Below are 23694 nucleotides of genomic sequence, written 5' to 3' on the forward strand. Positions count from 1 at the left end.
ACCTCAATATTCCAAAAGACGCTCTCCGCAAGGGGGGCGTTTTTTGGTGTTTAATATTTATGATTAAATTGTTATGTGGAGTATTCATATAAAATCCGTAAATGCTGGCTACAGATTCCCCCCTTTTTAAGGGGGGCTAGGGGGGATCATCGTGGTTCGTTTATAATTAGATTTCATATTAATTACTGACTAACCTTAAATACATCTTCATAAACTTGCGCCATTGTTAATGTTAACCCAACAGATTCTAGGATTAAATTATCTTGTTGTCCTAGGATTTGGACAGTCCAATTTCCTTGAGCATCTTGACGATAAACTTCGACTTTGATTTGGTCTTGAGAAATTAGAACATATTCTTTTAAACTTTCTAAGGTTTGATAGTTGATTAATTTTTCGCGTCTATCGGTGGTTTCTGTGCTTTCTGAGAGAACTTCAATAATTAAATTGGGTTGGGTTTTGAAATATCTATGATTATCTTGGGGGTTACAAGTTACCAGTAAGTCAGGATAATAAAAAATATCGTCTTGAACCTTAACTTTCATATCCGACACAAACACCCGACAAGAACTTCCCCGCAGATGGGGACGCAATAAAGCAAAAATATTTCCCGCAATAATATTATGTTCCTCACTCGCACCTGCCATGGCAAAGACATAACCGCCGACATATTCATGGCGAGTTTGACTGTTAGCTTCGGCGTTTAGATAGTCTTCAACGGTAAATAGGGGTAAGGGCGATCGCATTTTTTATTCCTCGTAATTATTTTTTATAAATATTATATTAAAATTAGAAAGTTATAGTATAGCGCTACGCATTACCGTGTTTGACACTTTTAAATTCTGAAACCCTTTCACTACTTATTGTTCCCTGTTCCCTTTAACTTAACTTCTGTTTAATATAGCATTGGAAAATTGGATTTAATCGAAAGAGCGATCGCCCTTCTGCTTCGACTTTTTCAATTAAATTATGTCGAATTAAGGATTGTATCGCTTGCCAGAATTGAGGTTTTGATAATTCAATATTAGCAGGTTTTTGAGAAATATTCACAGGTTGATCTTGAGTGGCTAACCAATGAATTGTCGTTTTCTCTGATTCTGATAAACGCTCTAAGTGAGATTCTAAATTAGGTTCTAAATCTCCTAAGTAGATATCATTTTGCTCGGCTAAAAATAGGGAAACGCTACCATTAAAGAGTTCAATAATTGTTGAAGTGATAATCTTTAACCATCTGGGATGACCTTGATAGATTGTAATTAATTCTAACCAATTTTCCTGATCAATTAATCCTTTTTCTCTAAGTATTTCGGTTGCTTCTTCTCCTAAACCTTTGAGATTTAAGGTTTGTGTGGATCTATTTTCTGTTTGTAAATTGGCGATTTCTATAGGTTTTATCCAACTCAGGAGAATTAAACAGCTTTGATGGGGAGATGTGGCAATTTGTTTGAAAAATTGACTATAATCTTCATATTCAGGTAAATATTGACCTGCTAATTCACCAGGTTTAAAAATATCCTGTAGATCATCAATAATTACTAAACAGCGAGAGTTACGAAAATATTCGATAACTGTAGATAAGGGGGTTTGTTGAGACTGAGAAAAGAATTGTTTGAGTTCGTTTTGTAGCGTTGAAAGGGTAGGAATATTATTAAGACTTTTCCAGATAATATAATCGAATTGGGTATTAATGTCTTCGATGAGTTTAAGGGCGATCGCACTTTTTCCTATTCCACTTAATCCATAAATAGTAATTAAGCGAGTATGGTCTTCTAATATCCATTGTTTGAGGGTAGTTAATTCTGAGGTGCGATCGTAAAAGGTTTTTAATTCTGGCGCTTCTATTATATTGATAATTGTTGATTGATTTTGAGTTTGGGATGTTTCTGGGGGAGATTGCGATCGCGGTTTTTCATTTTTAATATTTTGTATAAATTGACCATAAATATTAATATCAATTTCTTGGAATACACAATTACCAGACTGGGAAACCTCAGAAACCTTATGTTTTTTCTCTAGTTTATAACGAAAATTAAACTTCTTCAGGTCTTGTCCTAATTCTTCACCCAGCTTTTCCCATAACTTAGCTGCTTCTTTTTTAATGTGAGACTCACTACAATTATAATCTTTAGCAATTTGAGGATATTTTTTTCTGTCCCAAACACCTGTTAATATTGCTTCCTGTATCGGTGTGAGATTTTCTCCGGTTTGATCAAAAATCAGGTGATCCGCCCACTCTAACACATCCTCAACATTCTTCATAAGTAGACATAGATAGATATTGTTTGTAATCTATCCTACCGAACCCTACTTTGTCAACTTAATTGTACTGAATCCTACTAAATTAGTTCGGGATGGCTGGAAAAATTGGGTGCTGAATGTACTATTTTTAGTTGTCATAACGAACACATTACCAAATAAAATTAGGTAGGAAAGCACTTAATTTTTTCAATAATTTAAAGAAGGATTTATGAGTGATGAATTAGCTACAACAAGCTTTATTGAAGCACTTACAAGAAAGGTGCAAGAAATTAGTGGACAACGGTTGGTATTTTTTGTAGTGGGTCGTGCGGGTTGGGGCAAGTCTAGCACAGTAAATTCATTAATAGGTGAAGATAAATGTATCGTAGATGACGATGAACCAGCAACAACAGAGGTGACTGAGTTAGATTTTGTTATAAATAATGTTAAATGTACGATCTTTGATACTCCTGGTCTTTGCGATGGTAGTGGAAATGATGAAAAATACATACAAATGATCGGTTCAAGAGTCAAAAATCCTGATTCGATGCTGTATGTGAATAGACTTGATGAAACCAGGCTCACAGATAACGATACACGAACAATAAAGATTATTTCAGAAGCATTGGGTGTAAGGGTTTGGGAAAAAGCTGTTATTGTTTTTACTTTTTCCAATAATGTTAACAAATCACAATATTCAGAAAAATTGGAGACAAGAACACAAATTATCCGAAAAGCAATAGCAGATTGCATACAGAATACAGAAGTAGCAAATCAAATTCCCGCAGTTCCAATAGACAATAAAAGTAGAACAACACCTGATGGAAAGGAATGGCTTGGAGAATTTTTTACAGTAGTAGTAGATCGACTAGATCTGAATAGGCTTATTTGTTTTCTTTCTATGTTAACCTCTAGCATCACAGGGCGAACTCATTTCAATAATAAGCAAAAAGAAATTATTAGGGAAAAGTTTGTTTCAGCAGTTCTTCAATCAGCAGCAGCAGGTGTGGGAATTGCGGTTATTGGAGGCGGAATAGTAGGTGCTCCAGTAACATTATGTTTTGTAGGTGGTGGAATAGTAGGAACCCTCATAGGGGCATGGCTATCTAAATCTGATGAGTAAGGATTTTCTCGTTTCAAGGTAGAACCTTGAAATAATAATTATACTGCGATCGCATTTATTGATAGAAAAGAAGCGATCGCTCTAAATTATTATGACGGGTTAAGAATTTCCTCATTCCCAGGCTCATGCTTGAGAATATATGATCACTAATGTCTGTTTTTTAAACTGAAATTGACAAAATCAAATCAATATGATTAAATATATTAGGGTAAAAATATCTATAAAAAATGCCAACAGTTTTAAGATTTGAAAGCTATCGCTTTTATTTTTACAGCCATGAACCCAACGAACCTCCCCATATTCACATTGATAGAGATAATCTCTCAGCTAAATTCTGGTTATCGACCGTATCTTTAGCTAAAAATATAGGATTTAATGCTAAAGAGTTAAGAAAAATACAATCCCTTGTGGAAGTCAATCAACAAAAATTTTTAGAGGCATGGTATGAATACTTTGGCAATTCAAACTGATATTCGTGTGAAAAATGTTCTCATCCATGAAGATGCTTTTAGTGTGGAATTAATGGATGGACGCACTCTCACCACTCCCTTAGCTTGGTTTCCTCGACTATTAAAAGCTAATCCCGAACAATTACAAAAATGGGAAATTTGTGGCGGGGGTTATGGGATTCATTGGGAAGAAATAGATGAAGATATTAGTACCGAAGGATTATTACGCGGTGCGGTGGCACCTCAAAACCAAAGGCAATCCCTAGTATAAATTCCCTTGTCGCTCGTTTCAAGATTCTACCTTGAAATACTAATCCTAGAGCGATCGCTTTTATTGATATAAAAGAAGCGATCGCTATTATTATAAATAATTGTTATTCTGTTCGCGTAATTTTGGTGTTTGATTGCTGGCACTGTGCAATTTCAATTAACATTCTTAATGCCTCATTAACAGCTTGATCACTGGGAAAAGCTTGGGCAATATCGGGGTCTAAAAGCACTAAGTTTGTCCCCGCACGATACCGCTCAACATACTTACCTTTAACACCTCCTTCCAATTGCTGAAAATCATACTCAGACAGCAATTCATCTTCCATTTCGTTCTGTTTATCCTTGTTCATAAAACCTCTGCTCCTGTCGCGAGTGCTTTTCGGGTGCTGATGATTCGTACCCTTTCTAATCGATCAGTGTGTGCAACAATTAAAAGTTGCCCAAACCTAGATATACCTATAATAATATAGCGGCTTTCTCCGATGGAATGGTTAGGATCAGGAAAAGTTACAGAAAGGGGATCATTAAATACAGTAACAGCTTCCTGAAAGGAAACACCATGTTTCTCTAAGTTTCGTGCTGCTTTATCTGGATTCCACTCAAATTTCATACTTAGCTTGCTTCAGGGCAGCTTGGATGTATTAAAGATTCTACCTTAAAATACTAATCCTAGAGCGATCGCCTTTATTGATATAAAAGAAGCGATCGTTATTATTATAAATAAATTTTAGGTAAGAGTTGAAATTGTATTCTATAAAAACTCAACTTTAGAGATTTTCCCAATCACTAATATCAACTTTAGCCTGTCGCAAAATTTTAGCTAAAAAGTTTAGTTTGTACTGATATCACCTTTATGGGGATTAGGAATAGTAACACGAAGGTTTTCTTTCAACATAAACTGATGCTTTTTTCCCGAATGGGGGCCATCAAATCCCAGTTGTTTCAGGTAATAAATTAAGTCTCGAAGTTTAATGGGTTTTAAAGGAGGCATCAGGCAACTTCTCTAGTAATTGTCAAGTCGATATTATCAACGACGGGTAAAGGAAGATTCAGGGTAAGACTCAGTAAAATCCAATCTTCTAATACCTCTTGCAATTCTTCTCGGCACGCTTCCAGGGTTTCAGCATTTGCATAGACTCCTTCACAGGTAGAAATCTCTCCATAAAAAGTCCCGTCATCAGGAAAAATTTCATACCGAGCTTGCTTCATCGCAGCCTGAATGTATTGAGTTAACATATTTAGCTTATAACTATTTTATCTATTGTTTATATATTACTAGCTGGTTACTCACAAATCTAGGAACCGATCTCTGTTCTCCGTTAGTAGTAGTATTCTATCGTTTCCTGGTTCTAGTTGGAATTGCTATGATCATCTAAAAAACGTCAACCTTCCCAAAAATCATGACTACATTAACACTAGAGTTACCTGAAAAAGTCTTTTTAGCCCGCCGTCTTCCCCTTGATGATTTTGTTCAGGATATACGCCTAGCTGCTGCTATCTATTTATATCAAAACGATTTTAGCCCAGCCTTAACTTTTATTGTACACTTATAGCCGTTAGTAATTTATGCCTTTTAGGGCTAAAAGGCTAATTAAGGGGTGGGTTGACAAATATTCTCTAAAAAGCCATCTTAAAACTAGAGCCAAACTTTAAATTTCACCAGATTAAATCATTATCTATGTTTCCATTTATTCCCATATTGGTTTTAGCGGAAGTTATTACCATTCCCCCCCCAAACCCTGGAAAACGATATATTACCCAAGCGCAGGAAATTCGGGTTTTACCAGGACAATTGAATGAAATTCCAGTATTTAATAGTAATAGTCCTGAAGTAGTGCAAGGGGAAGGAATTTTATTATCTACCTTTCCCCAAACCGCTAAAAAATTTCCAAACGCTCACCTAAATGTACCGATTAGCGGAAAGTTTGAATTTTTTTCCCATCATATTGCTCGGCCGATTAATAAACAACAAACCTTATATCAGGGCGTATTGGTTTATAATCCCAGTTCTCAACCCGTAACCCTAAATATTCTGCAAGGAATTAGTTATGTGACCTCACCAGACGCGCCCTTTATAGAACTACCGTCTCTTGTAGAAGACCCCCAGGGTCGGGTATTTTCGGGGCCAGGGTCACGGATGGCGGGGGATATTTTGCGGGGAAGACATCAACGCAGCTTTCCCGAACAAATCATAATTCCGCCCCAACAAACCCAGATGTTGTTTAATTTACCCATCCCAACGGCCAGTGCCCGTTCCACCTTACTACGATTACAAAGTAATGGCCCTGTATACCTAGCGAATTTAGTGCGATTTAACTCCCCAATGAATTCTCCGATGATTCCCAATATCCCACGGTTGTCTCTATCTGGGTTTTTTCCCCCACAAATTCCAGCTTTAGCCCCATGGCAGAATTTTTTAAATATGGGAAAACTGGCTGAACCCAGAGATGTGATCCCAACCTCGGGAGATAATGTCTACACAGGAGAAAAGGTTTATGGTCGTGTGGCGGGGGTATCTGTAGGTTCCCAATGGACGGGGACAGTGGTAGACCGTCCGGGGATGAATTATTTAACCATTCCCGATCGGGGGTCGGCTTTTTCCTATCCTTTAAGTACGATATCAACAGCAACTTTAGGAACCCAGCAGGTTCAAAGCGCACCCTTATTAGCTCGTTATCATGATACAGCCCTGCGCGCTAATGGTAATTACGGGGTGCGTTATAGTCTCACTTTACCCTTATATAATTCTACCCAACAATCCCAAACCGTGAGTTTATCAATTCAAACTCCGTTTAAACAAAATGTGGCATCTCATCGGTTAACCTTTATTGAACCTCCCCAGGGACAAATATTTTTTCGCGGGACGGTGCGACTGAATTATGTTGATGATTTTGGACAAAACCAACAGCGTTATTTTCACCTAGTCCAACGCCAGGGACAACGGGGGGAAGGGTTAGTCAGCTTAAATTTACCTGCGGGGGGATCTCGTGCGGTGGGAGTGGAGTTGATTTATCCCCCCGATGCGACCCCGCCCCAAGTATTAACGGTAAAAACTTTAGACTAAGAGTGAAAACTGACCTTATTTAGCTCTAAAATTAAGCACTATAATTAGGATATTTAATCCCGAGGGAAAAACAATGACTCAAAAATATAGATTAGTGACCCGTAGCGATTTTGATGGTTTAGTCTGTGCGGTGCTTTTAAAAGATTTAGAGATGATTGACGAAATTAAATTTGTTCATCCTAAAGATATGCAGGATGGCAAAATAGAAATTACGAATCAGGATATCACCACTAATTTACCCTATGTTGAAGGGGTTTATCTTGCCTTCGATCATCATTTTAGTGAAACCCTTAGAAATCCTTCTATTCATCAAAATTATATTATTGATCCCAAGGCGGCTTCGGCGGCTAGGGTTTTATATAATTACTATGGAGGAAAGGCTAAATTTCCTAATATTTCTGAGGAAATGATGCAGGCAGTGGATAAGGCAGACTCCGCCCAATTTAATCGGGAAGAAGTTTTAAACCCTGAAGGCTGGGTTTTATTAAACTTTATAATGGATGCTCGAACTGGATTAGGAAGATTTCGAGATTTTCGGATTTCTAATTATCAACTAATGATGGAGTTAATTGACTATTGTAAAAACCATCCAATTACTGATATTTTACAACTTCCTGATGTTAAAGAGCGAGTAGAAATTTATTTTGAACATGAAGAAAATTTTAAAGAACAACTGAAACGCTGTTCCCAAGTGCATCAAAACTTAGTAATTTTGGATTTACGCCCTGAAGACATTATTTATGCGGGAAATCGGTTTATGATTTACGCTTTGTTCCCGGAATGTAATATTTCTATTCATATTTTATGGGGAGTTAAACAACAAAATACGGTATTTGCTGTGGGGAAATCTATTTTTCAAAAAACCTCTAAAACTAATATTGGAGAGTTGATGTTAAAGTATGGGGGTGGGGGTCATGAAAACGCTGGAACTTGCCAAATTGATAATGATCAGGCTCCGCACATTTTAGAGGAATTAATTGCTCAAATTAATCAGGACGGTTAAGTTTAATAGTCTGGTTTCTAGGGATGTTTCATGTTTGAGAATTATCGCGTTGTTTTTGGCTATAGCAAGTCTAAATGAATTGTACAAAATAATGATCAAAATTATTAACCCTAAAAAATGGACACAAATTCGTTGTGTAGGGGGACGGGGCGCCTCGCCCCTACGATTATTTGGATTTCCAGCTATTTGTACAACTGATTTAGACTTGCTATAGCAATCCTAAATTTTATCGTAGGGGTTGGGTCTCCCAACCCAAGCGCAAAGAGGGTTGGGAGACCCAACCCCTACGAGTTTTTATCACAAATCCTACACGGATTGCTATATAACTTTTAAAAGATGGCAGCTATCCCTATTAATAAGATGACAAATCATGACTAAATTTAATAAAATTAAACGTCTTTTTTTGTTGGGGTTGATATCATTTTTAATAGTAATTTTAAGATTATCTCAAGTTGATGCTCAAGGGGTTTCCATCTCTGAATTTAGAGAAAATTTAGTAGCTCAAGAAGTTACCCAACAATCTTTTGAGGAGCTAATTAAAGGCAGTCAAAAATTAGAAGGTTTATTCACAATTTATCAAAATAAAGAATCAGGAAAGGTTTATTTAGAATTAACACCTGAACAATTAAATCAAGATTTTTTGTGTTTTACGACCTTAGAATCCGGTATCGGAGAAGCCGGAATTTTCAGTGGATATCATCTCAGAGATATTCTATTTCAATTCCGTCATTTACAGAATAACATTCAATTTGTTGTTCCTAATATTAATTTTCGTACCGAGGAAAATGATCCTCAAATTGATTCTATTAATCGTTCCTTTAGTGAATCTGTTTTAAAAACTTTACCTATTTTAAGTATTCATCCTGAAAACAAAAATATATTAATTGAAATTGGTGATTTATTCAATGGTGAAAGTGATTTACCGGGGTTGATGATCCAATTCTCAGAGTTTTTAAAAACTAACTATGCGATCGATCCGAGTAAATCCTATATTTCGGAAATTCAAACCTTTCCAGAAAATGTTGAAATTGAATCCCTATTTGGATTTTCTCTTACCCAATATGCAGATGGACAATATATTCCTTCTTTGCCCGATAACCGCACCTTCAATTTAAAAGTTCGTTATAGTTTATTAGCAGTTCCCTACCATAATAATTATCGTCCTCGGTTAGCAGATGAACGAGTTGGGTATTTTACAACCACCTATAAAGATCTATCAAAGCGGAATGAAAGATCGACAGCCGTTCGTTATATTAATCGCTGGAATTTAGAAAAACAAGATCCCAATGCTGATTTTTCTCCCCCGGTTAAACCGATTACATTTTGGATTGAAAATACCGTCCCTTTAGAATATCGGGAGACAATTCGAGAGGGAATTTTATTTTGGAATAAAGCCTTTGAACAAGCCGGATTTATTAATGCGATCCAAGTCGAACAAATGCCCGATAATGCCCCTTGGAACCCCGCAGATGTTCGTTATAATACCATTCGTTGGTCTACTTCCTTTGATGCTGAGTTTAGTGGTTATGGCCCCTCCCATACTAACCCCCTAACAGGGGAAATTTTAGATGCAGATATTATTATAGAAAGTAATGCTATACGGAATTTTTCGGATGAAATAGATGTATTTTTAGGAGAAAATTTATCAACGATGGGGGAGGAAAATAATTTGCTAAATTCACGATTAAAGCCAGAAAATCAACCTTGTCCAAGGGGATTATCTGCCTATTCTATTGCCAATCAATCTGAATCTCAAAAAAACCAAAAATCTCGAGATAATTTTAACCATGAGTCGTGCTTTTATCGAGGTTCAAAGCAACAATTTAACGTAGGAGCCACAGCTTTATCTCTTTTGGGAAATGTGATGCCCAATAGCCCGAAAATGGAACTCTATATCAAGCAATATTTACGTTTTTTAATTGCCCATGAAGTCGGACATACTCTGGGATTAAGACATAATTTTCAAGGCAGTACCCTGCTATCTCCAGAGGAATTAAATAATACTGAAATTACCCAAGAAAAAGGATTAGTGAGTTCAGTGATGGATTATGTTCCAGTTAATTTAGCCCCCCCAGGAATAACCCAAGGAGATTATTTTTCTACCCGAGTTGGGCCCTATGATCAGTGGGCAATTGAATATGGTTATCAACCCATTGTGAGTACAACTCCACAGGGAGAATGGCAAAGGTTACAAGAGATTGCAAAACGATCTATTCAACCAGAATTAGCCTATGCAACGGATGAGGATTTGGGATCTTTTCTTGACCCAGCAATTAATCAGGAGGATTTAAGTAATAATATGTTGCAGTATTCCCAATGGCAATTTGACAATGCAATTGAGATGTGGAAACGCTTAGAAAAATATACCCCAAGTCGGGGAGAAAGTTATGATAAAATCAGGAAAATGTTCAATACAATTTTTAACTATTATTTTATGCAAGCCAATCGTTTAAACCTTTACATTGGCGGACAATCTTTTACTCGCACAGGCACCGGAAATGTAAATAGTCGTTTACCCTTGGAACCGATTTCGATTGAAAAACAAAGAAATGCTTTAAAACTATTGGAAACCTATATTTTTAACGATAAAGCCTTTAATTTTTCTCCTGATTTATTAAACAAATTAGCTCCGTCTCGTTGGTCAGATTGGGCAAATCCCGATCAAAATAGTCCGTTAGATTATCCCGTTACTAGCTTAATTAGTCTGCTTCATCGTTATGTTTTACAAGAGTTATTTCATCCGATAAGGTTATTTCGGTTACGAGATTTAGAATTAAAAACAACGGCGAATAATGCTTTAACCATACCGGAATTATTTGAAACTATTCAGAATGGAATCTGGACAGAAATTTTAGCTAATAATGGAGAAATTGAGATTTCTAGTATTCGGCGTTCTTTACAACGGCAACATTTAGAGATTTTAAGTAAGATGGTATTGCGAAAAATCTCAATTCCTGAAGATGCGGAAACCGTAGCTTGGTATCAGCTTAAACAGCTAAATAATCAGTTAGAAACGACCTTAAAACGGAGTAGGAATAAAATGAATGCTTACACCTTAGCCCATTTAGAACAAACTCAGAATCGGATGCAAAAAATATTGGAATCACAGGTGCAATCTAATTAACTTTATATTGAATTAATAAGGTAATCCAGTGTCAGAAAATATAAACTCAAATCAGCCTATATCTATTCCTGAACTCCAAAGTTTAGGAGATAATTATTTGGGTCAAAAACAGTTTTTAAAAGCCATATCAGTTTATGAACAGTGTATTTTAGAGTCCCCTGATATTGTTGCTAACTATTGGTATTTGGGATTATCTTGGTTATTACAGGGAGATGTATTACAGGCGCAAACAATATGGTTTTCTGCCTTGGCTGAATCTAATTCAGCCACAACTGAAATTACTGAATTAGTTAATTTTTTAAAAGGTAAAGCAAGAGACTATTTATCCTGTCACTCTTTTGAATTTGCCCAACGGATTTATGAAGCAATTTTAGACTGGTGTGAAACTGATATTGAGGTTTATGACAATCTAGGTCATACGATGGCACTTCAAGGGGATTTGGAAGCAGCTATTAGGATTTGGCAAACAGGGATTGAGTTACAACCCAATTCTATCCAAATGTATCTCAATCAAGGCACTATCTTTCAAAAATTAGAACAATTTGAAGCGGCAATTCAATGTTATCAAGTAGTAATTCAACATTCCCCAAACTATTTAATTTATTACCAATTAGGACTATGTTTAACTCAAATTAAACAATGGAAATCTGCGATTCATGCCTTTGAAAATGCGATTCAACTTCAACCGGATTATGCACCCGCTTATAGTGATTTGGGGATTAGTTTAATAATTGGGGGTTTATTGGAGAAAGGCATTAATTCTCTCCAACAAGGAATCCAGAAACAGCCTCAATTTTATCAGGCTTTAACGGGAAATAAAACCCTGTCAAATCGGAATATAAATTCCTTAGCAATTAATTTTTTAGACTTATTATTATTTCCCTCAACACCCCCAATAGAGTTATATCTTGGCTTGAGCAAAATGTTATCTAGTTTTGATCCAGATTCAGCCTTGATTATACTTCAAAAAGCCCAGGATATCGCCTCTAATAATTTTCAAATTTATTTAAACTTTGGAGATATATTTTATAATTATAAACAGGATTATTTTGAAGCCATTCAGTGTTATTTAGGAGCTAATTTATCGGGTTCTTTGTCTGTAATAGATGATATTATTTCCTTGGAAGAAAAACAAGCTCTTTATCATTTAGCATTGGGAAAATGTCGGCTAAAATTAAACTGTTATCAACAGGCGATCGCCAATTTTAAAACGGTTATTGATTTTAATTATAATCTAGTTGAGGCTTATTATGGTTTAGGTCAGGCTTTATTTCATACTGGAGAAATTAATGAAGCTATTAATAGTTTAAAACAATGTTTAAAACGGGATTCTGAATCGGCTTTATATTCAGGATATTTAGGATTTTTATTGATTTATAATAACCAGATTGAATCCGGCTTATTTTATTTCAAAAAAGCCATGATTTATGAATCTTCCGTTGCTAGTTGGATTGATAGTTTATTAAACAATTTATCAGAATCAGGGAAATTAAAGGCTTCTGTTGATCTCTCGGAAATTAAACCAATTAATCCTCCAATTCAATTTGATCAATCAACGGAAGATTGGCTAAAATCCCACACGGAAATTCAACACAATTATCAACAAATTTATCCCAAAACTATTGTTAACCTAAAACCCCCAAAATCCGGGGATGATTCTCTCCATTTTAGTTTTAGATTTGGTCAACAGATAGAACTTCCTGCTGCTTTTGTAGTTAAAATTCCTCAAGGGCGATTTTGGTTAAGTTCCGATCAAACTCAATCGGCTATTTTAACCCGGGAACAACATTTTTTAGGGGATCTTTCCCCAGAGTTTCCTTTATTAAGTCCGGGTCATCCTGACAAAAATCCGAGTCAGCATTCTATTTTATCCCTGAATAAATTACCGCCAATTCATTTGATCAACGGGACTGTTGCTATTTTAGCCGGACTTTCAAATTCCGTTTATTTTCACTGGATGTTAGATGTTTTACCTCGAATTGAGTTATTGAGAAAAAGCAGTATTAATTGGCATGAGATTGACTATTTTATTGTCGATAATCGTTTGCCTTTTCAACAGGAGACTTTAGAGAAATTACAAATTCCCCAAAATAAACAAATTAATATTAATGAATTCCATCACCTCCAAGCCCAAGATTTAATTGTGCCTTCTTTCCCCGGTTGTGCCGCTTGGATGCCCCAATGGACTTGTGATTTTTTAAAGCAACATTTTTTGCATCCCGATGCTATTGCAAATTCCCCTAATATTAAACGAATTTATATTACCAGAAAAGCAGCAAAAAGCCGTCGAATTTTAAATGAGAATGAATTATTGACGGTTTTACAACCCCTGGGATTTCACTCTATTGAATTAGAATCGATGTCTGTGATTGAACAAGCAGCTTTATTTTCCCAGGCTGAAATAATTATTGCACCCCACGGGAGTGGGTTAACCAATCTTGTATTTTGTCAACCCAATACCAAAGTAATCGAGCTATTTTCCCCAAATTATGTCTATCATTGCTATTGGTGGATTAGTAATTTAGTCCCATTAGATTACTATTATTATATTGGGGAAACCTTCCCGGGTTACCATCTACATCGTTTCGTTTATCCTCAATCTTTTTCCGAAGATATTTTGGTTAATATTCAAGAATTTTTAAATAAACTATCAGCATCGGGAATAGGTTAAAATTACCGACAAATTAATATCTAAAAACCAACAATCGGCAGCTAATCTTAAATTAAACAAAAATTTTGCCGGATCAGGGACGATCAACGGTAAAAATTAGAAATTAACTCAATTCTATAATCGGGAAAGGTCTCTGGCCGACTCTGACAGGGTAAACGTGCTACCTTAATCCCAGAGTCCACCAGAAAGATAATCTCGCTGTCGCAAAAGGAACAGACATGGTAACACTGATTGAAAATCCCTTGCGGGTGGGACTGCAACAAGATCGAATTCCCGAACCCCAGATTTTAGTAATTTTTGGTGCATCGGGAGACTTAACCCAACGGAAATTAGTCCCAGCCCTCTATCAGATGAAATTAGAGCGCAAACTCCCACCAGAAATAACCATTGTCGGGGTTGCTCGTCGGGAGTGGAGCCACGAATTTTTCCGCGAACACCTGCGGGAAGGAGTCGAAGAATTTGGCGGAGGGTTATCTTCCCAAGCCCTTTGGGACGACTTCGCCCGGGGGATTTTTTATTGTTCGGGCAACATGGATGAACCCGAAAGTTACCAAAAACTCAAAGCCTTTTTAGAGGAACTCGATGAACTGCGCCGCACCAGGGGAAACCGAGTCTTTTATTTATCCGTAGCCCCACGTTTTTTTGCCGAAGCCATTCAACAATTAGGTGGGGCGGGAATGCTCCCCGACCCGAAAAAACAGCGTTTAGTCATAGAAAAACCCTTTGGTCGAGATTTAGGTTCGGCCCAGGTTCTTAACCGGGTGGTGCGTCAAGTTTGTTCCGAAGAACAGGTCTATCGGATTGACCATTATTTGGGGAAAGAAACCGTCCAAAACCTGATGGTGTTTCGGTTTGGCAATGCCATTTTTGAGCCGCTGTGGAACCGTCAATTTGTTGATCATGTCCAAATTACCGTGGCGGAAACCGTCGGTTTAGAAGGACGGGCGGGTTATTATGAAACCTCCGGGGCGCTGCGGGATATGGTGCAAAACCATCTGATGCAGTTATTTTCCCTAACGGCAATGGAACCCCCCAACTCCCTGGACGCCGATAGTATTCGGAACGAAAAAGTCAAAGTGGTACAAGCAACCCACCTAGCGGATACTAATTTTTTAGAATATTCTGCGGTACGGGGACAATATACCCCCGGTTGGATGAATGGCCAACAGGTGCCGGGGTATCGTTCAGAAGATGGAGCCGCCCCCGAGTCCATCACCCCAACCTATGCCGCGTTAAAATTTTATATTGATAACTGGCGCTGGAAAGGTGTTCCCTTCTATCTGCGAACTGGAAAACGAATGCCGAAAAAGGTGACAGAAATTGCCATTCAATTTAAAGAAGTACCCTTTTTAATGTTCCAGTCGGCGGCAAAACAGGCTAACCCGAACGTTTTGGTCTTGAGAATTCAACCGAATGAGGGAATTTCCATGCGCTTTGAGGTGAAAACCCCGGGAAATTCTCTGCGGACTCGTTCCGTTGATATGGATTTTCGTTATGATACGGCTTTTGGTAAACCCAATACAGATGCCTACGCCCGTTTATTGATTGACTGTATGTTAGGCGATCAAACCCTATTTACCCGAGGGGATGAAGTCGAAGCCTCTTGGCAAGCTCTCACCCCGGTTTTAGAAGTTTGGGATGCCCCAGCCCCAGCCGAGTCTATCCCACTCTATGAAGCCGGAACTTGGGGGCCAGTGGAATCGGAAATTCTGCTCAACCGAGATGGGCGTCGTTGGAGACGATTGTAGGGGAGCAGGGGAGGCAGGGGGAGCAGGGGAAGCAGGGGAAGCAGGGGAAGCAGGGGAAGCAGGGGGAGCAGGGGAGGCAGGGGAGGCAGGGGGGGCAGGAAAATCCTTATACTCCGCAGCCTACAGCCTACAGCCTTACAGCCTAAACCTTCTTCCCACTGTTTACTCTGCACTGATAACTGATGACTGATAAATCCCCACTGATAACTCCCCACTGATAACTGATAACTGATAACTGATAACTGATAACTGATTATGACTACACCACTTGTTGCCCTGCAAAAACCCAAGGATATTTCCCTCAGTCAAATTGAAGCTGAGTTAAGTAGTATTTGGCTGAGTCAGAATATTGGCAATGGGAAAACTACCGCCATTGCCACCCGGGCGGCTACCTTTAGTATGGTGGTTTATGAACCCGAAGAATTTCAACAATTGTTAGGAGCTTTAGGGTTTTATCTCAGTACTATTGATGGAATTCATGGAACATCAACCCGGGATGCGATTAAAGAAGCTCAGAGAATTTATGGTTTACCTATTACCGGGCGAGTTGACCCCGATACCTTGGTAAAATTACGCCAAGAATTTGCTAAACTTCCCCCCGCAGATCAAATTATTCCGAATTTGGATGGCCGGGGATTTAGCATTAGTGAAACCATTGCCGCCCAAAATCCCTGTCGGATTATTACTTTGTGTCCAATTTTGGGAGAGGATACCGGAGTAACGGCCCAGGTTTCCGCCTACTGCCCGATTCAGAAAAAAAGTGAAGAAGGCTTAGTCTGTTGTGAATATATTACTCTCAGAGGCACAAAAGCAGCCCTAGAACGGGTGGGAAATGTGGTTTCATCCCTGATGATTCCCGATCTACCTAAGTTTGTTTGGTGGAAAGCCACACCTAACCCAGAGCAGGAATTGTTTAAACAATTAGCGGGTTGTTGTAATTGTGTGATTGTGGATTCCTCCTATTTTAGTGATCCAGAATCGGAATTGTTAAAAATGAACGATTTGATTGAACAGGAAACCTATATTGCTGACTTAAATTGGCATCGACTTTCCCCTTGGCAAGAATTAACTGCCTCTGCCTTTGACCCCCCAGAACGCAGAGCTTCCTTAGTCGAAATTGATAATATCACCATTGACTATGAAAAAGGCAATGCGGCTCAAGCCTTAATGTTCTTGGGGTGGTTTGCGAGTCGTTTGGAATGGAAACCTGTTTCTTTTGTGGCTCAAGGTGGGGATTATGATTTAAAACATCTTGAGTTTATTGGGCCGAATGATAAAAAAATTATGGCGGAACTTGCGGCAATTCCCACGGCGGATTATGGTGAAATTCCCGGGGATTTAGTGGGGTTACGGTTAACTTCTAGTAATCCTAGCGCCAACTGCTGCACGATTTTATGTTCGGAAACCACCGGGTGTATGCGAATGGAAGCCGGAGGAAGTGCCCAATCTTGTCGGACTGAACAAGTGATCGCCGCCACGGATCAAAAAGCAGAATCCCTGATGGCGCAACAGTTACAGCGTTGGGGACGGGATGTTCTCTATGAGGAAAGTCTGGATCTAACGGCTCAAATTCTGAAGTTACGATAAGTTCAGATTAATTTCAAGTGAGAATAGCCCCCTTTTTTACACCCCATAATGGGGTGTTTTTTGTTAAGTCCGCCATTAGTGGTGATGGGTGTCATTGTCAAATCGTGATCAATCACCGTAAAATATAATCTAAATAGTTCCGTATAAGTTTAGATACTCAACAGGTTAGGGGTATTGTGTCTTTTGTTTCCTTTTGGGAAGCATTCAAAATAAATCCGTTGATCAATGGTTATGAACATTTATCATTACGTTGAGTTGAGATAGTAATTTGCTTTTTGCTGGAACAATTTCGATTGATCCATAAATCATAATCCCATTCAATATGAACTCCAACTCATTTAAGGAAACCACCATACTAATTGTCGATGATAGCCCAACAAACCTTAATTTATTATCAGGTTTCATTGAGAATTGTGGCTGGAGAATTTTGATTGCAAACCATAGCAATCAAGCCATTAAAGTTGCGGAAACTGAACAGCCTGATTTGATTTTATTAGATGTGGTAATGCCCGAAACCGATGGGTTTGAAACCTGTAAACACCTCAAAAGTCATGCTTCAACCTATGATATTCCGATCATTTTTATGACCGCAGTGGCGAATGATTTAGAGAAGGTTAGGGGATTATCGATTGGGGCTGTAGATTATATTACTAAACCGTTTAAAGCCGAAGAAGTGATTGCTCGAATTAAAATTCATTTAAAAATTAGCTCTTTAACACAACAATTATTAGAAAAAAATCAAGAATTAGAACAACGAGTTTTAGAACGAACGGCTGAGTTGTCTCAAGTATTAGAAGATTTAAAACAGTCTCAAATGCAATTAGTACAAAGCGAAAAAATGTCAACTTTAGGACATTTAATTGCCGGAGTTGCCCATGAAATCAATAATCCAATTAACTTTATTGCGGGTAATTTGAATCATGCCAATATTTATATTAAGGATTTAATTCAGCATTTAAAACTGTATCAAAGTTATTATCCTAATGTCGATCATTCTATTCTTGCCCATGCTGAATCTATTGATTTAGACTATTTAATTGAAGATTTACCTAAATTGATTTCTTCTATGAAATTAGGGACGGATCGGATTTCTAATATTAGTACCAGTTTACGAACTTTTTCCAGGAGTGATATTAAGGCTCAAGTCCCTTTTAATATTCATGAAGGTTTAGAAAGTACCCTATTAATCCTGAAACATTTATTACAAGCAACCGATCACCGTCCCGATATTAAGGTGATTAAAAAGTATGGTCAAATGCCTTTGGTTGACTGCTATCCGGGGCAACTGAATCAAGTCTTTATGAATTTAATTAATAATGCTATTGATGCTTTAAATGAATCCAGTGCGACTAAATCCTATCAAGAGTTATTACAACATCCTAATCAAATTATAATTTCAACTTATCTTGTTTCTAATAGTCGTGCTGTTGCTGTTTCAGTTAGGGATAATGGGACGGGGATGTCTGAAGATACTAAAAAATGTGCCTTTGATTATTTATTTACTACTAAACCCGTGGGAAAAGGCACGGGACTGGGACTATCCATTAGTCGAAAGATTATTGAAGATACCCACAAAGGGCGATTATTGTGTCATTCTCAGTTAGGAAAAGGATCGGAATTCATTATTGAGATTCCGATTTGCAAGGAGTTAGAAATCGGTAATCAGTAGAGACGTTGCATGCAACGTCTCTACTATAGGAAATAAAGCCAAAAATAATGACTGATAAAAAATATAAATTTAAACTCAAATTCTCTGGTTTTACTTTGGGGATGATCTCAATATTTATTGGATCTATTCTTTTAAGATTTTGGGGTTTAGAGCAATTTAATAGTTTGGTTTTTGATGAAGTTTATTATGCTAAATTTGCCAATAATTATTTAACTCAAACTCCGTTTTTTAATTCCCATCCTCCCCTGAGTCAATATTTAATTGCCATGGGAATTTGGCTCGGATCTAAACTACCCTTTGGACAAGAAACCATTAATAATTTAACGGGTTCGACCCTATCTACTTGGAGTTATCGATGGTTTAATGCTTTATTTGGATCGTTTATTCCTTTAATAGTTGGTGCGATCGCCTATCAACTTACCCAACGTCGCAGCTATACTTTAATTGCTACTTTTTTAATGGCAACAGATGGATTATTTATCGTAGAATCTCGCTATGCTCTGAGTAATATTTATATTGTATTTTTTGGATTATTAGGACAACTCTTTTTTTTAAAGGCTTTACATCAACAAGGGATTAAACGTTGGTTTTGGATGGGTTTAGCAGGAATCGGATTAGGATCAGCAGCCCTAACTAAATGGAATGGATTGGGATTTTTATTGGGAATTTATTTAATATTAATAGTCTCAGGATTGATTCAATTTTTTACCAAAAATTCACAACAATTAATCCCAGAAACATCTTTTAAATCTCCCTTGCAAAACCTAAATAAACTCACCCCAATTATCATTCTAGTCACCTTAATTATCATTCCGATTCTGGTTTATTGGATCGGTTGGCTTCCCCATTTACAACAAAATCCAGATCCGCCCTTTTGGGGTCTGCAAGCCAAAATTTGGGCTTATCATCATAACTTAGGAGATGGGACAAAAGTTCATCCCTACTGTTCTAAATGGTACAGTTGGATTCTGATGTTACGACCCATTGCCTATTTTTATAAGAAAGTTGATGCAACAACTCCCCTTGATCCGACTTTACCCTTAAATCATCCCGACCAACTTCCCATTATTTATTCAGTTTATGCGATGGGAAATCCCTTTTTATGGTGGTTATCTACCCTAGCTAGTCTATTATTATGTGGGATGTTAATTCAACGAGTATGGATAGCTTTATCTGTGAGGTTTTCCGATTTAAAACCTAGATTATCCCTAGATTTTCCGCCGACACCTGAACTGTGGTTAACCCTATTTTTAATTTTGAATTGGTTGGCAAATTTATTACCCTGGGTGAGAGTCACTCGCTGTTTATTTATTTATCACTACATGACCGGATTTGTGTTTAGTTGTATGGCGTTAGCTTGGTGGTTAGAACGATGGTTATATAGTTCTAATCAACAATTTCGGTGGCTAGGAGGTCTGATCCTATTCCTGGTTTTATTCGGTTTTTTGTATTGGATGCCGTTATATTTAGGACTGCCTTTGTCCCCTGCACAATGGCAACTGCGAATGTGGTTTCCGTCATGGATTTAGTTTTTGGGACTAATCTCAATACAGAATAGAAGGTGAGATTCATCACAGGAATTGGTAATAATGATCACAAATAATCTTGATAGATATTGCGGAAATCTGAAGCTGGATCGTGAATACTTGTAATAGGTTCTAAAAAATATAATTTTATGAATAACGATAACTATCATCCCACAGGATACTCCCTACCGGGCTCTCAAGAAAAACAATTAGATGCGATCGCCAAATTAGCAGTTTTAAGTTTAACCTGGTCTTTAGCGGGTCTATCCCAAGAAAAGAGATCCAGTGCTAACCCTGAAAGAGTCGCCCCGGAGATCCACATTAACTTGTCTGGACTTAAAGATGAAGTTTCTCCCCCTGAGTTCCCCCCATAAGGTGAAGCCATCTAAGTTTTGTGGAACAGTAGAATCTGGGGCAAGGACATATTAAACTAAATTGTGAATTGGTTAATACCCCAAGGAGAACACCGGACGTGGCAATCGAAATTGGTCAAAGAGTCAAGATTCGTCGAGTTATAGAGCGAGTCCCTGCCGATATTATCGCTCAACTCAAGCAAAATCCTTTTGGAACCGTCAAAGGCTTCAAAATGGTGGATGGAAGTGGAGTCGGTTTTATTGTCCAACTCGATAATAAAGCAGCAACTTGGTTCTTTGAAGATGAACTAGAAGTTTCTCGTTAATATTCCCCTATGGTGGGGGGCGAGAAATATTAAGAGGATGATCTGCAAGTTTGGCTTGAGGCTATTGTGGATCATCCTCTTGATTTTTGGAAATTGTCGAAATGTCATTCCCTGCTATATGACTATTATCGGAATCGGGTAAATAATCAATGTTTAGTGTTTCTTCAATAGAAAATGGACAATTTTCAGGAAAAGAAGAACGGGGTAAACCTGTTTCTGCGGCTGCTAATTTTTTAGCACCTTGATAACATTGTATAAAAATATTTTCTAAAAATGGCTTGAGACTGGGACTGTTTTCGAGTGCATCTTCAATCCTTTGACGATGCTCAATGATTGTATATTGCCAACTATTAGAACGTTTTTCTGGCTGAAATCTATATTTCAGTAAGTGCATTAATAAAATCCTCAGATTACTTTTTAAGGCATTTTTATCATTTTTTCCCATACTGTCTAATTCTTCAATTAAATTTTGACAATCTAATTCTTCAAAATGTTTATTTTCTAGCAATTGAATTGTTTGCTCTACCCATAAATGGAAATCTTGTTCATAAAGTTGGTTGAGTTTGAGTGACAATTCAGAATTCATCAAATTAGCTCCTTGATGAGTTTAAAATATACCCGATTACAATATACCCATTCTAATTGATTTATTGTAGGATCAAGTTTCCATGAACGAGATTAGGAAAATCATAAATGGCCTTAACATTAACATTTTTGGGTAAGGGGGGTACGGGTCGGACAACACTGGCGATCGCAGCCGCTCAACAATTGGCAGCCAGCCAGAAGCGGGTATTATTGGTTGGACAAGATGGTAGTCCCGCCTGGAATATCCTGCTAGAAACGGAAGTGGGGTGTGATCCAACGGAAATTACCACCGATTTGAAAGCCGTGCAATTGAAAAGTGCAGTTTTACTCGAACGCAGTTGGGAGGAAGTGAAAAAGCTGGAAACCCAATATGTTCGTACCCCATTTTTTAGGAATGTTTATGGTCAGGAATTGGGGGTTTTACCCGGAATGGATAGTGCCTTAGCCCTCAACGCTATTCGCCAATATGATGCCAGTGGCGAATATGATGTAATTGTTTATGATGGGTTAGCCAGTCAAGATACCCTGAGAATGTTAGGAATGCCAGAGATTTTAAGCTGGTATCTGCGCCGTTTTCGGAATGTATTTATGGAGTCGGATTTAGGAAAAACCCTTTCTCCTTTTGCACAACCAATTGCTAGTAGTATTCTGAATATTGATATTTCTGGAGATACTTTTGCCCAACCGACTCAAGACATGAATAATATCTTGGATCAGGGGAAAACGGCGGTATCCGATCCCCGACGAGTGGCGGCTTATTTAGTTAGTACCCAGGATGAAGTGGCGATCACCACAGCCAGATATTTATGGGGAAGTGCCCAACAGGTGGGACTAACCGTGGGTGGGGTGTTGTTAAACCAAACGTCGCTGACAGAGGCGATTACCGAAGCGTTTGATCCGTTAAAAGTCAGTGTCATTCCCCCACGTTCGGGTCAAAGCTGGCAATCTCTGATCGAGTCTTTGCCTGATTTTACCCAGGCTGGGTTAGCTCCAAAACCAATCAGCATTGACGTGGCACAACGCAAGGTCAGCCTGTTTCTGCCCAGTTTTGATAAAAAACAAGTCAAGCTAACCCAATACGGCCCAGAAGTCACGATAGAAGCCGGAGATCAACGGCGGAACATCTTTCTTCCCCCAGCCTTGACCGGAAAACCTGTAACTGGAGCAAAGTTTCAAAACGGTTATTTAACGATTAGCTTTTAATCAGTTAACAGTCATCAGTTAACAGTTATCAGTTAGCAGTTAACAGTCATCAGTTAACAGTCATCAGTGTAAGAGTTAATCGTTAACTGTTAATTTATTAATCGAAAAATAAACTACTGTTCCCCATTACCCATTCGTAATTCGTAATTACCCATCTCCTTAAATGAATTATTGATGAGGATCAGAATAATAAGAATCTGGTAAAAACTCGACTTGAGGATCAATATTTTGACGATTTAAGTTTAATTTATCACCAATAGTAACAGCAAGTCCGAGGAATAAAAGACTACTAATAACGGCTAAAAGCGGTAATCCTTTGGTTAGACTCAGATCTCGTCGAATACGGGCAAAGGGACGACTTTGGCGTCGGAGCATTTGGGCAACGGCACACTGCTGGAGACAAAAGGGATCTCGCACATAATGACCACTGTGACTCATGACAAAATGGGTATGGCAGTGAGGGCAAGTAAAGAGTCCACCTAACATTCCAATTGAGGGCAAAATGCTAGTATGATGGCAAATTGGACAGGTAACAGAATGAGTATTAAAGGTATCTGCGTTCATAAAAACTGGACTCAAACGTAGAAAACTAAGGTTTCATCGAAACTCGGGAACACTTCCACAGCCTGGGCAGTGAGTTATCTTTGTTGCTTTCCATCACTTCTAGTCTACCTCTAAGGTAGGAGAGTTTATCAGGGAGAAACATTAATATTTGTAGAGCGGAAACCACCAACCCTCAACTCCAACCCAAGAGGGGC

General features: G+C 38.0%; 23 protein-coding genes. 15 read left to right on the top strand and 8 right to left on the bottom strand.

Annotation, left to right across the window (positions count from 1 at the left end):
* Window positions 1–182: 182 nt before the first annotated feature.
* Both AC2D3N_RS19660 and AC2D3N_RS19665 read right to left on the bottom strand, forming a co-directional pair.
* Window positions 183–743, bottom strand: a complete 561-nt coding sequence (locus tag AC2D3N_RS19660) for a Uma2 family endonuclease (RefSeq protein WP_484691871.1) — start codon at window positions 741–743, stop codon at window positions 183–185.
* Window positions 744–876: 133 nt separating this feature from the next.
* Window positions 877–2256: a helix-turn-helix domain-containing protein gene (locus AC2D3N_RS19665; protein ID WP_484691872.1), complete on the bottom strand. Its 1380-nt coding sequence runs from the start codon at window positions 2254–2256 to the stop codon at window positions 877–879.
* 208 nt (window positions 2257–2464) lie between these two features.
* On the opposite strand from AC2D3N_RS19665, the gene AC2D3N_RS19670 reads away from it, so the two are divergent.
* The 3 genes from AC2D3N_RS19670 (at window position 2465) to AC2D3N_RS19680 (ending at window position 4078) form a co-directional block, all read left to right on the top strand.
* Window positions 2465–3358: a GTPase gene (locus AC2D3N_RS19670; RefSeq protein WP_484691873.1), complete on the top strand. Its 894-nt coding sequence runs from the start codon at window positions 2465–2467 to the stop codon at window positions 3356–3358.
* Between the two features lie 227 nt (window positions 3359–3585).
* The gene (locus AC2D3N_RS19675) at window positions 3586–3828 is read left to right on the top strand and encodes a DUF4160 domain-containing protein (RefSeq protein WP_072720128.1); all 243 of its coding nucleotides are present in this window, start codon (window positions 3586–3588) and stop codon (window positions 3826–3828) included.
* Window positions 3803–4078, top strand: a complete 276-nt coding sequence (locus AC2D3N_RS19680; protein ID WP_484691874.1) for a DUF2442 domain-containing protein — start codon at window positions 3803–3805, stop codon at window positions 4076–4078. Before AC2D3N_RS19675 ends, AC2D3N_RS19680 begins: the two co-directional genes overlap by 26 nt.
* A gap of 103 nt (window positions 4079–4181) precedes the next feature.
* Here the strand turns inward: AC2D3N_RS19680 and AC2D3N_RS19685 are convergent, their stop codons facing one another.
* From AC2D3N_RS19685 to AC2D3N_RS19700, 4 genes are all read right to left on the bottom strand, one after another.
* Complete coding sequence (locus tag AC2D3N_RS19685) at window positions 4182–4427, bottom strand: hypothetical protein (protein WP_484691875.1); 246 nt, start codon at window positions 4425–4427, stop codon at window positions 4182–4184.
* A complete protein-coding gene (locus AC2D3N_RS19690) occupies window positions 4424–4687 on the bottom strand; it encodes a BrnT family toxin (protein WP_484691876.1) in 264 nt (87 codons plus the stop codon). Before AC2D3N_RS19690 ends, AC2D3N_RS19685 begins: the two co-directional genes overlap by 4 nt.
* A 219-nt stretch (window positions 4688–4906) precedes the next feature.
* Window positions 4907–5068 carry a type II toxin-antitoxin system HicA family toxin gene (locus AC2D3N_RS19695; RefSeq protein WP_484691877.1) on the bottom strand — a complete coding sequence of 54 codons (162 nt, stop codon included), beginning with the start codon at window positions 5066–5068 and terminating at the stop codon, window positions 4907–4909.
* Complete coding sequence (locus AC2D3N_RS19700) at window positions 5068–5313, bottom strand: type II toxin-antitoxin system HicB family antitoxin (RefSeq protein ID WP_484691878.1); 246 nt, start codon at window positions 5311–5313, stop codon at window positions 5068–5070. Before AC2D3N_RS19700 ends, AC2D3N_RS19695 begins: the two co-directional genes overlap by 1 nt.
* Before the next feature lie 164 nt (window positions 5314–5477).
* On the opposite strand from AC2D3N_RS19700, the gene AC2D3N_RS19705 reads away from it, so the two are divergent.
* The 11 genes from AC2D3N_RS19705 (at window position 5478) to petP (ending at window position 21148) form a co-directional block, all read left to right on the top strand.
* A complete protein-coding gene (locus AC2D3N_RS19705) occupies window positions 5478–5630 on the top strand; it encodes a hypothetical protein (RefSeq protein ID WP_484691879.1) in 153 nt (50 codons plus the stop codon).
* Window positions 5631–5755: 125 nt separating this feature from the next.
* On the top strand, window positions 5756–7141 hold the full coding sequence (locus tag AC2D3N_RS19710) for a DUF3370 domain-containing protein (RefSeq protein WP_484691880.1): 1386 nt from the start codon (window positions 5756–5758) through the stop codon (window positions 7139–7141).
* 73 nt (window positions 7142–7214) lie between these two features.
* Window positions 7215–8144 (top strand): exopolyphosphatase, encoded by a 930-nt coding sequence (locus AC2D3N_RS19715; RefSeq protein WP_484691881.1) that lies wholly within the window; start codon window positions 7215–7217, stop codon window positions 8142–8144.
* 370 nt (window positions 8145–8514) lie between these two features.
* Window positions 8515–11268, top strand: a complete 2754-nt coding sequence (locus AC2D3N_RS19720; protein ID WP_484691882.1) for a zinc-dependent metalloprotease — start codon at window positions 8515–8517, stop codon at window positions 11266–11268.
* Between the two features lie 28 nt (window positions 11269–11296).
* Entirely contained in the window at window positions 11297–13939 is a 2643-nt protein-coding gene (locus tag AC2D3N_RS19725; RefSeq protein WP_484691883.1) for a glycosyltransferase 61 family protein, read from the top strand.
* Between the two features lie 218 nt (window positions 13940–14157).
* Window positions 14158–15687 (top strand): glucose-6-phosphate dehydrogenase, encoded by a 1530-nt coding sequence (gene zwf / locus AC2D3N_RS19730; RefSeq protein ID WP_484691884.1) that lies wholly within the window; start codon window positions 14158–14160, stop codon window positions 15685–15687.
* Window positions 15688–15942: 255 nt separating this feature from the next.
* Entirely contained in the window at window positions 15943–17274 is a 1332-nt protein-coding gene (gene opcA / locus AC2D3N_RS19735) for a glucose-6-phosphate dehydrogenase assembly protein OpcA (RefSeq protein ID WP_484691885.1), read from the top strand.
* A gap of 322 nt (window positions 17275–17596) precedes the next feature.
* Complete coding sequence (locus AC2D3N_RS19740) at window positions 17597–18943, top strand: hybrid sensor histidine kinase/response regulator (protein ID WP_079680638.1); 1347 nt, start codon at window positions 17597–17599, stop codon at window positions 18941–18943.
* A 47-nt stretch (window positions 18944–18990) separates the two neighbouring features.
* Complete coding sequence (locus AC2D3N_RS19745) at window positions 18991–20472, top strand: dolichyl-phosphate-mannose--protein mannosyltransferase (protein WP_484691886.1); 1482 nt, start codon at window positions 18991–18993, stop codon at window positions 20470–20472.
* A 146-nt stretch (window positions 20473–20618) separates the two neighbouring features.
* The gene (locus tag AC2D3N_RS19750) at window positions 20619–20843 is read left to right on the top strand and encodes a hypothetical protein (RefSeq protein WP_079680636.1); all 225 of its coding nucleotides are present in this window, start codon (window positions 20619–20621) and stop codon (window positions 20841–20843) included.
* A 98-nt stretch (window positions 20844–20941) separates the two neighbouring features.
* Window positions 20942–21148 carry a cytochrome b6f subunit PetP gene (gene petP / locus AC2D3N_RS19755; protein ID WP_026788853.1) on the top strand — a complete coding sequence of 69 codons (207 nt, stop codon included), beginning with the start codon at window positions 20942–20944 and terminating at the stop codon, window positions 21146–21148.
* A 61-nt stretch (window positions 21149–21209) separates the two neighbouring features.
* Here the strand turns inward: petP and AC2D3N_RS19760 are convergent, their stop codons facing one another.
* The gene (locus AC2D3N_RS19760; RefSeq protein WP_484691887.1) at window positions 21210–21734 is read right to left on the bottom strand and encodes a DUF29 domain-containing protein; all 525 of its coding nucleotides are present in this window, start codon (window positions 21732–21734) and stop codon (window positions 21210–21212) included.
* A gap of 107 nt (window positions 21735–21841) precedes the next feature.
* Between AC2D3N_RS19760 and AC2D3N_RS19765 the strand changes: the two genes are divergently transcribed.
* The gene (locus AC2D3N_RS19765; RefSeq protein ID WP_484691888.1) at window positions 21842–22936 is read left to right on the top strand and encodes a Get3/ArsA fold putative tail anchor-mediating ATPase NosAFP; all 1095 of its coding nucleotides are present in this window, start codon (window positions 21842–21844) and stop codon (window positions 22934–22936) included.
* Window positions 22937–23104: 168 nt separating this feature from the next.
* On the opposite strand, the gene AC2D3N_RS19770 is transcribed toward AC2D3N_RS19765, so the two are convergent.
* Window positions 23105–23500 carry a hypothetical protein gene (locus tag AC2D3N_RS19770; RefSeq protein WP_079680632.1) on the bottom strand — a complete coding sequence of 132 codons (396 nt, stop codon included), beginning with the start codon at window positions 23498–23500 and terminating at the stop codon, window positions 23105–23107.
* Window positions 23501–23694 lie beyond the last annotated feature (194 nt).

It is taken from the genome of Planktothrix sp. PLAVEN19ND, from assembly GCF_057220675.1.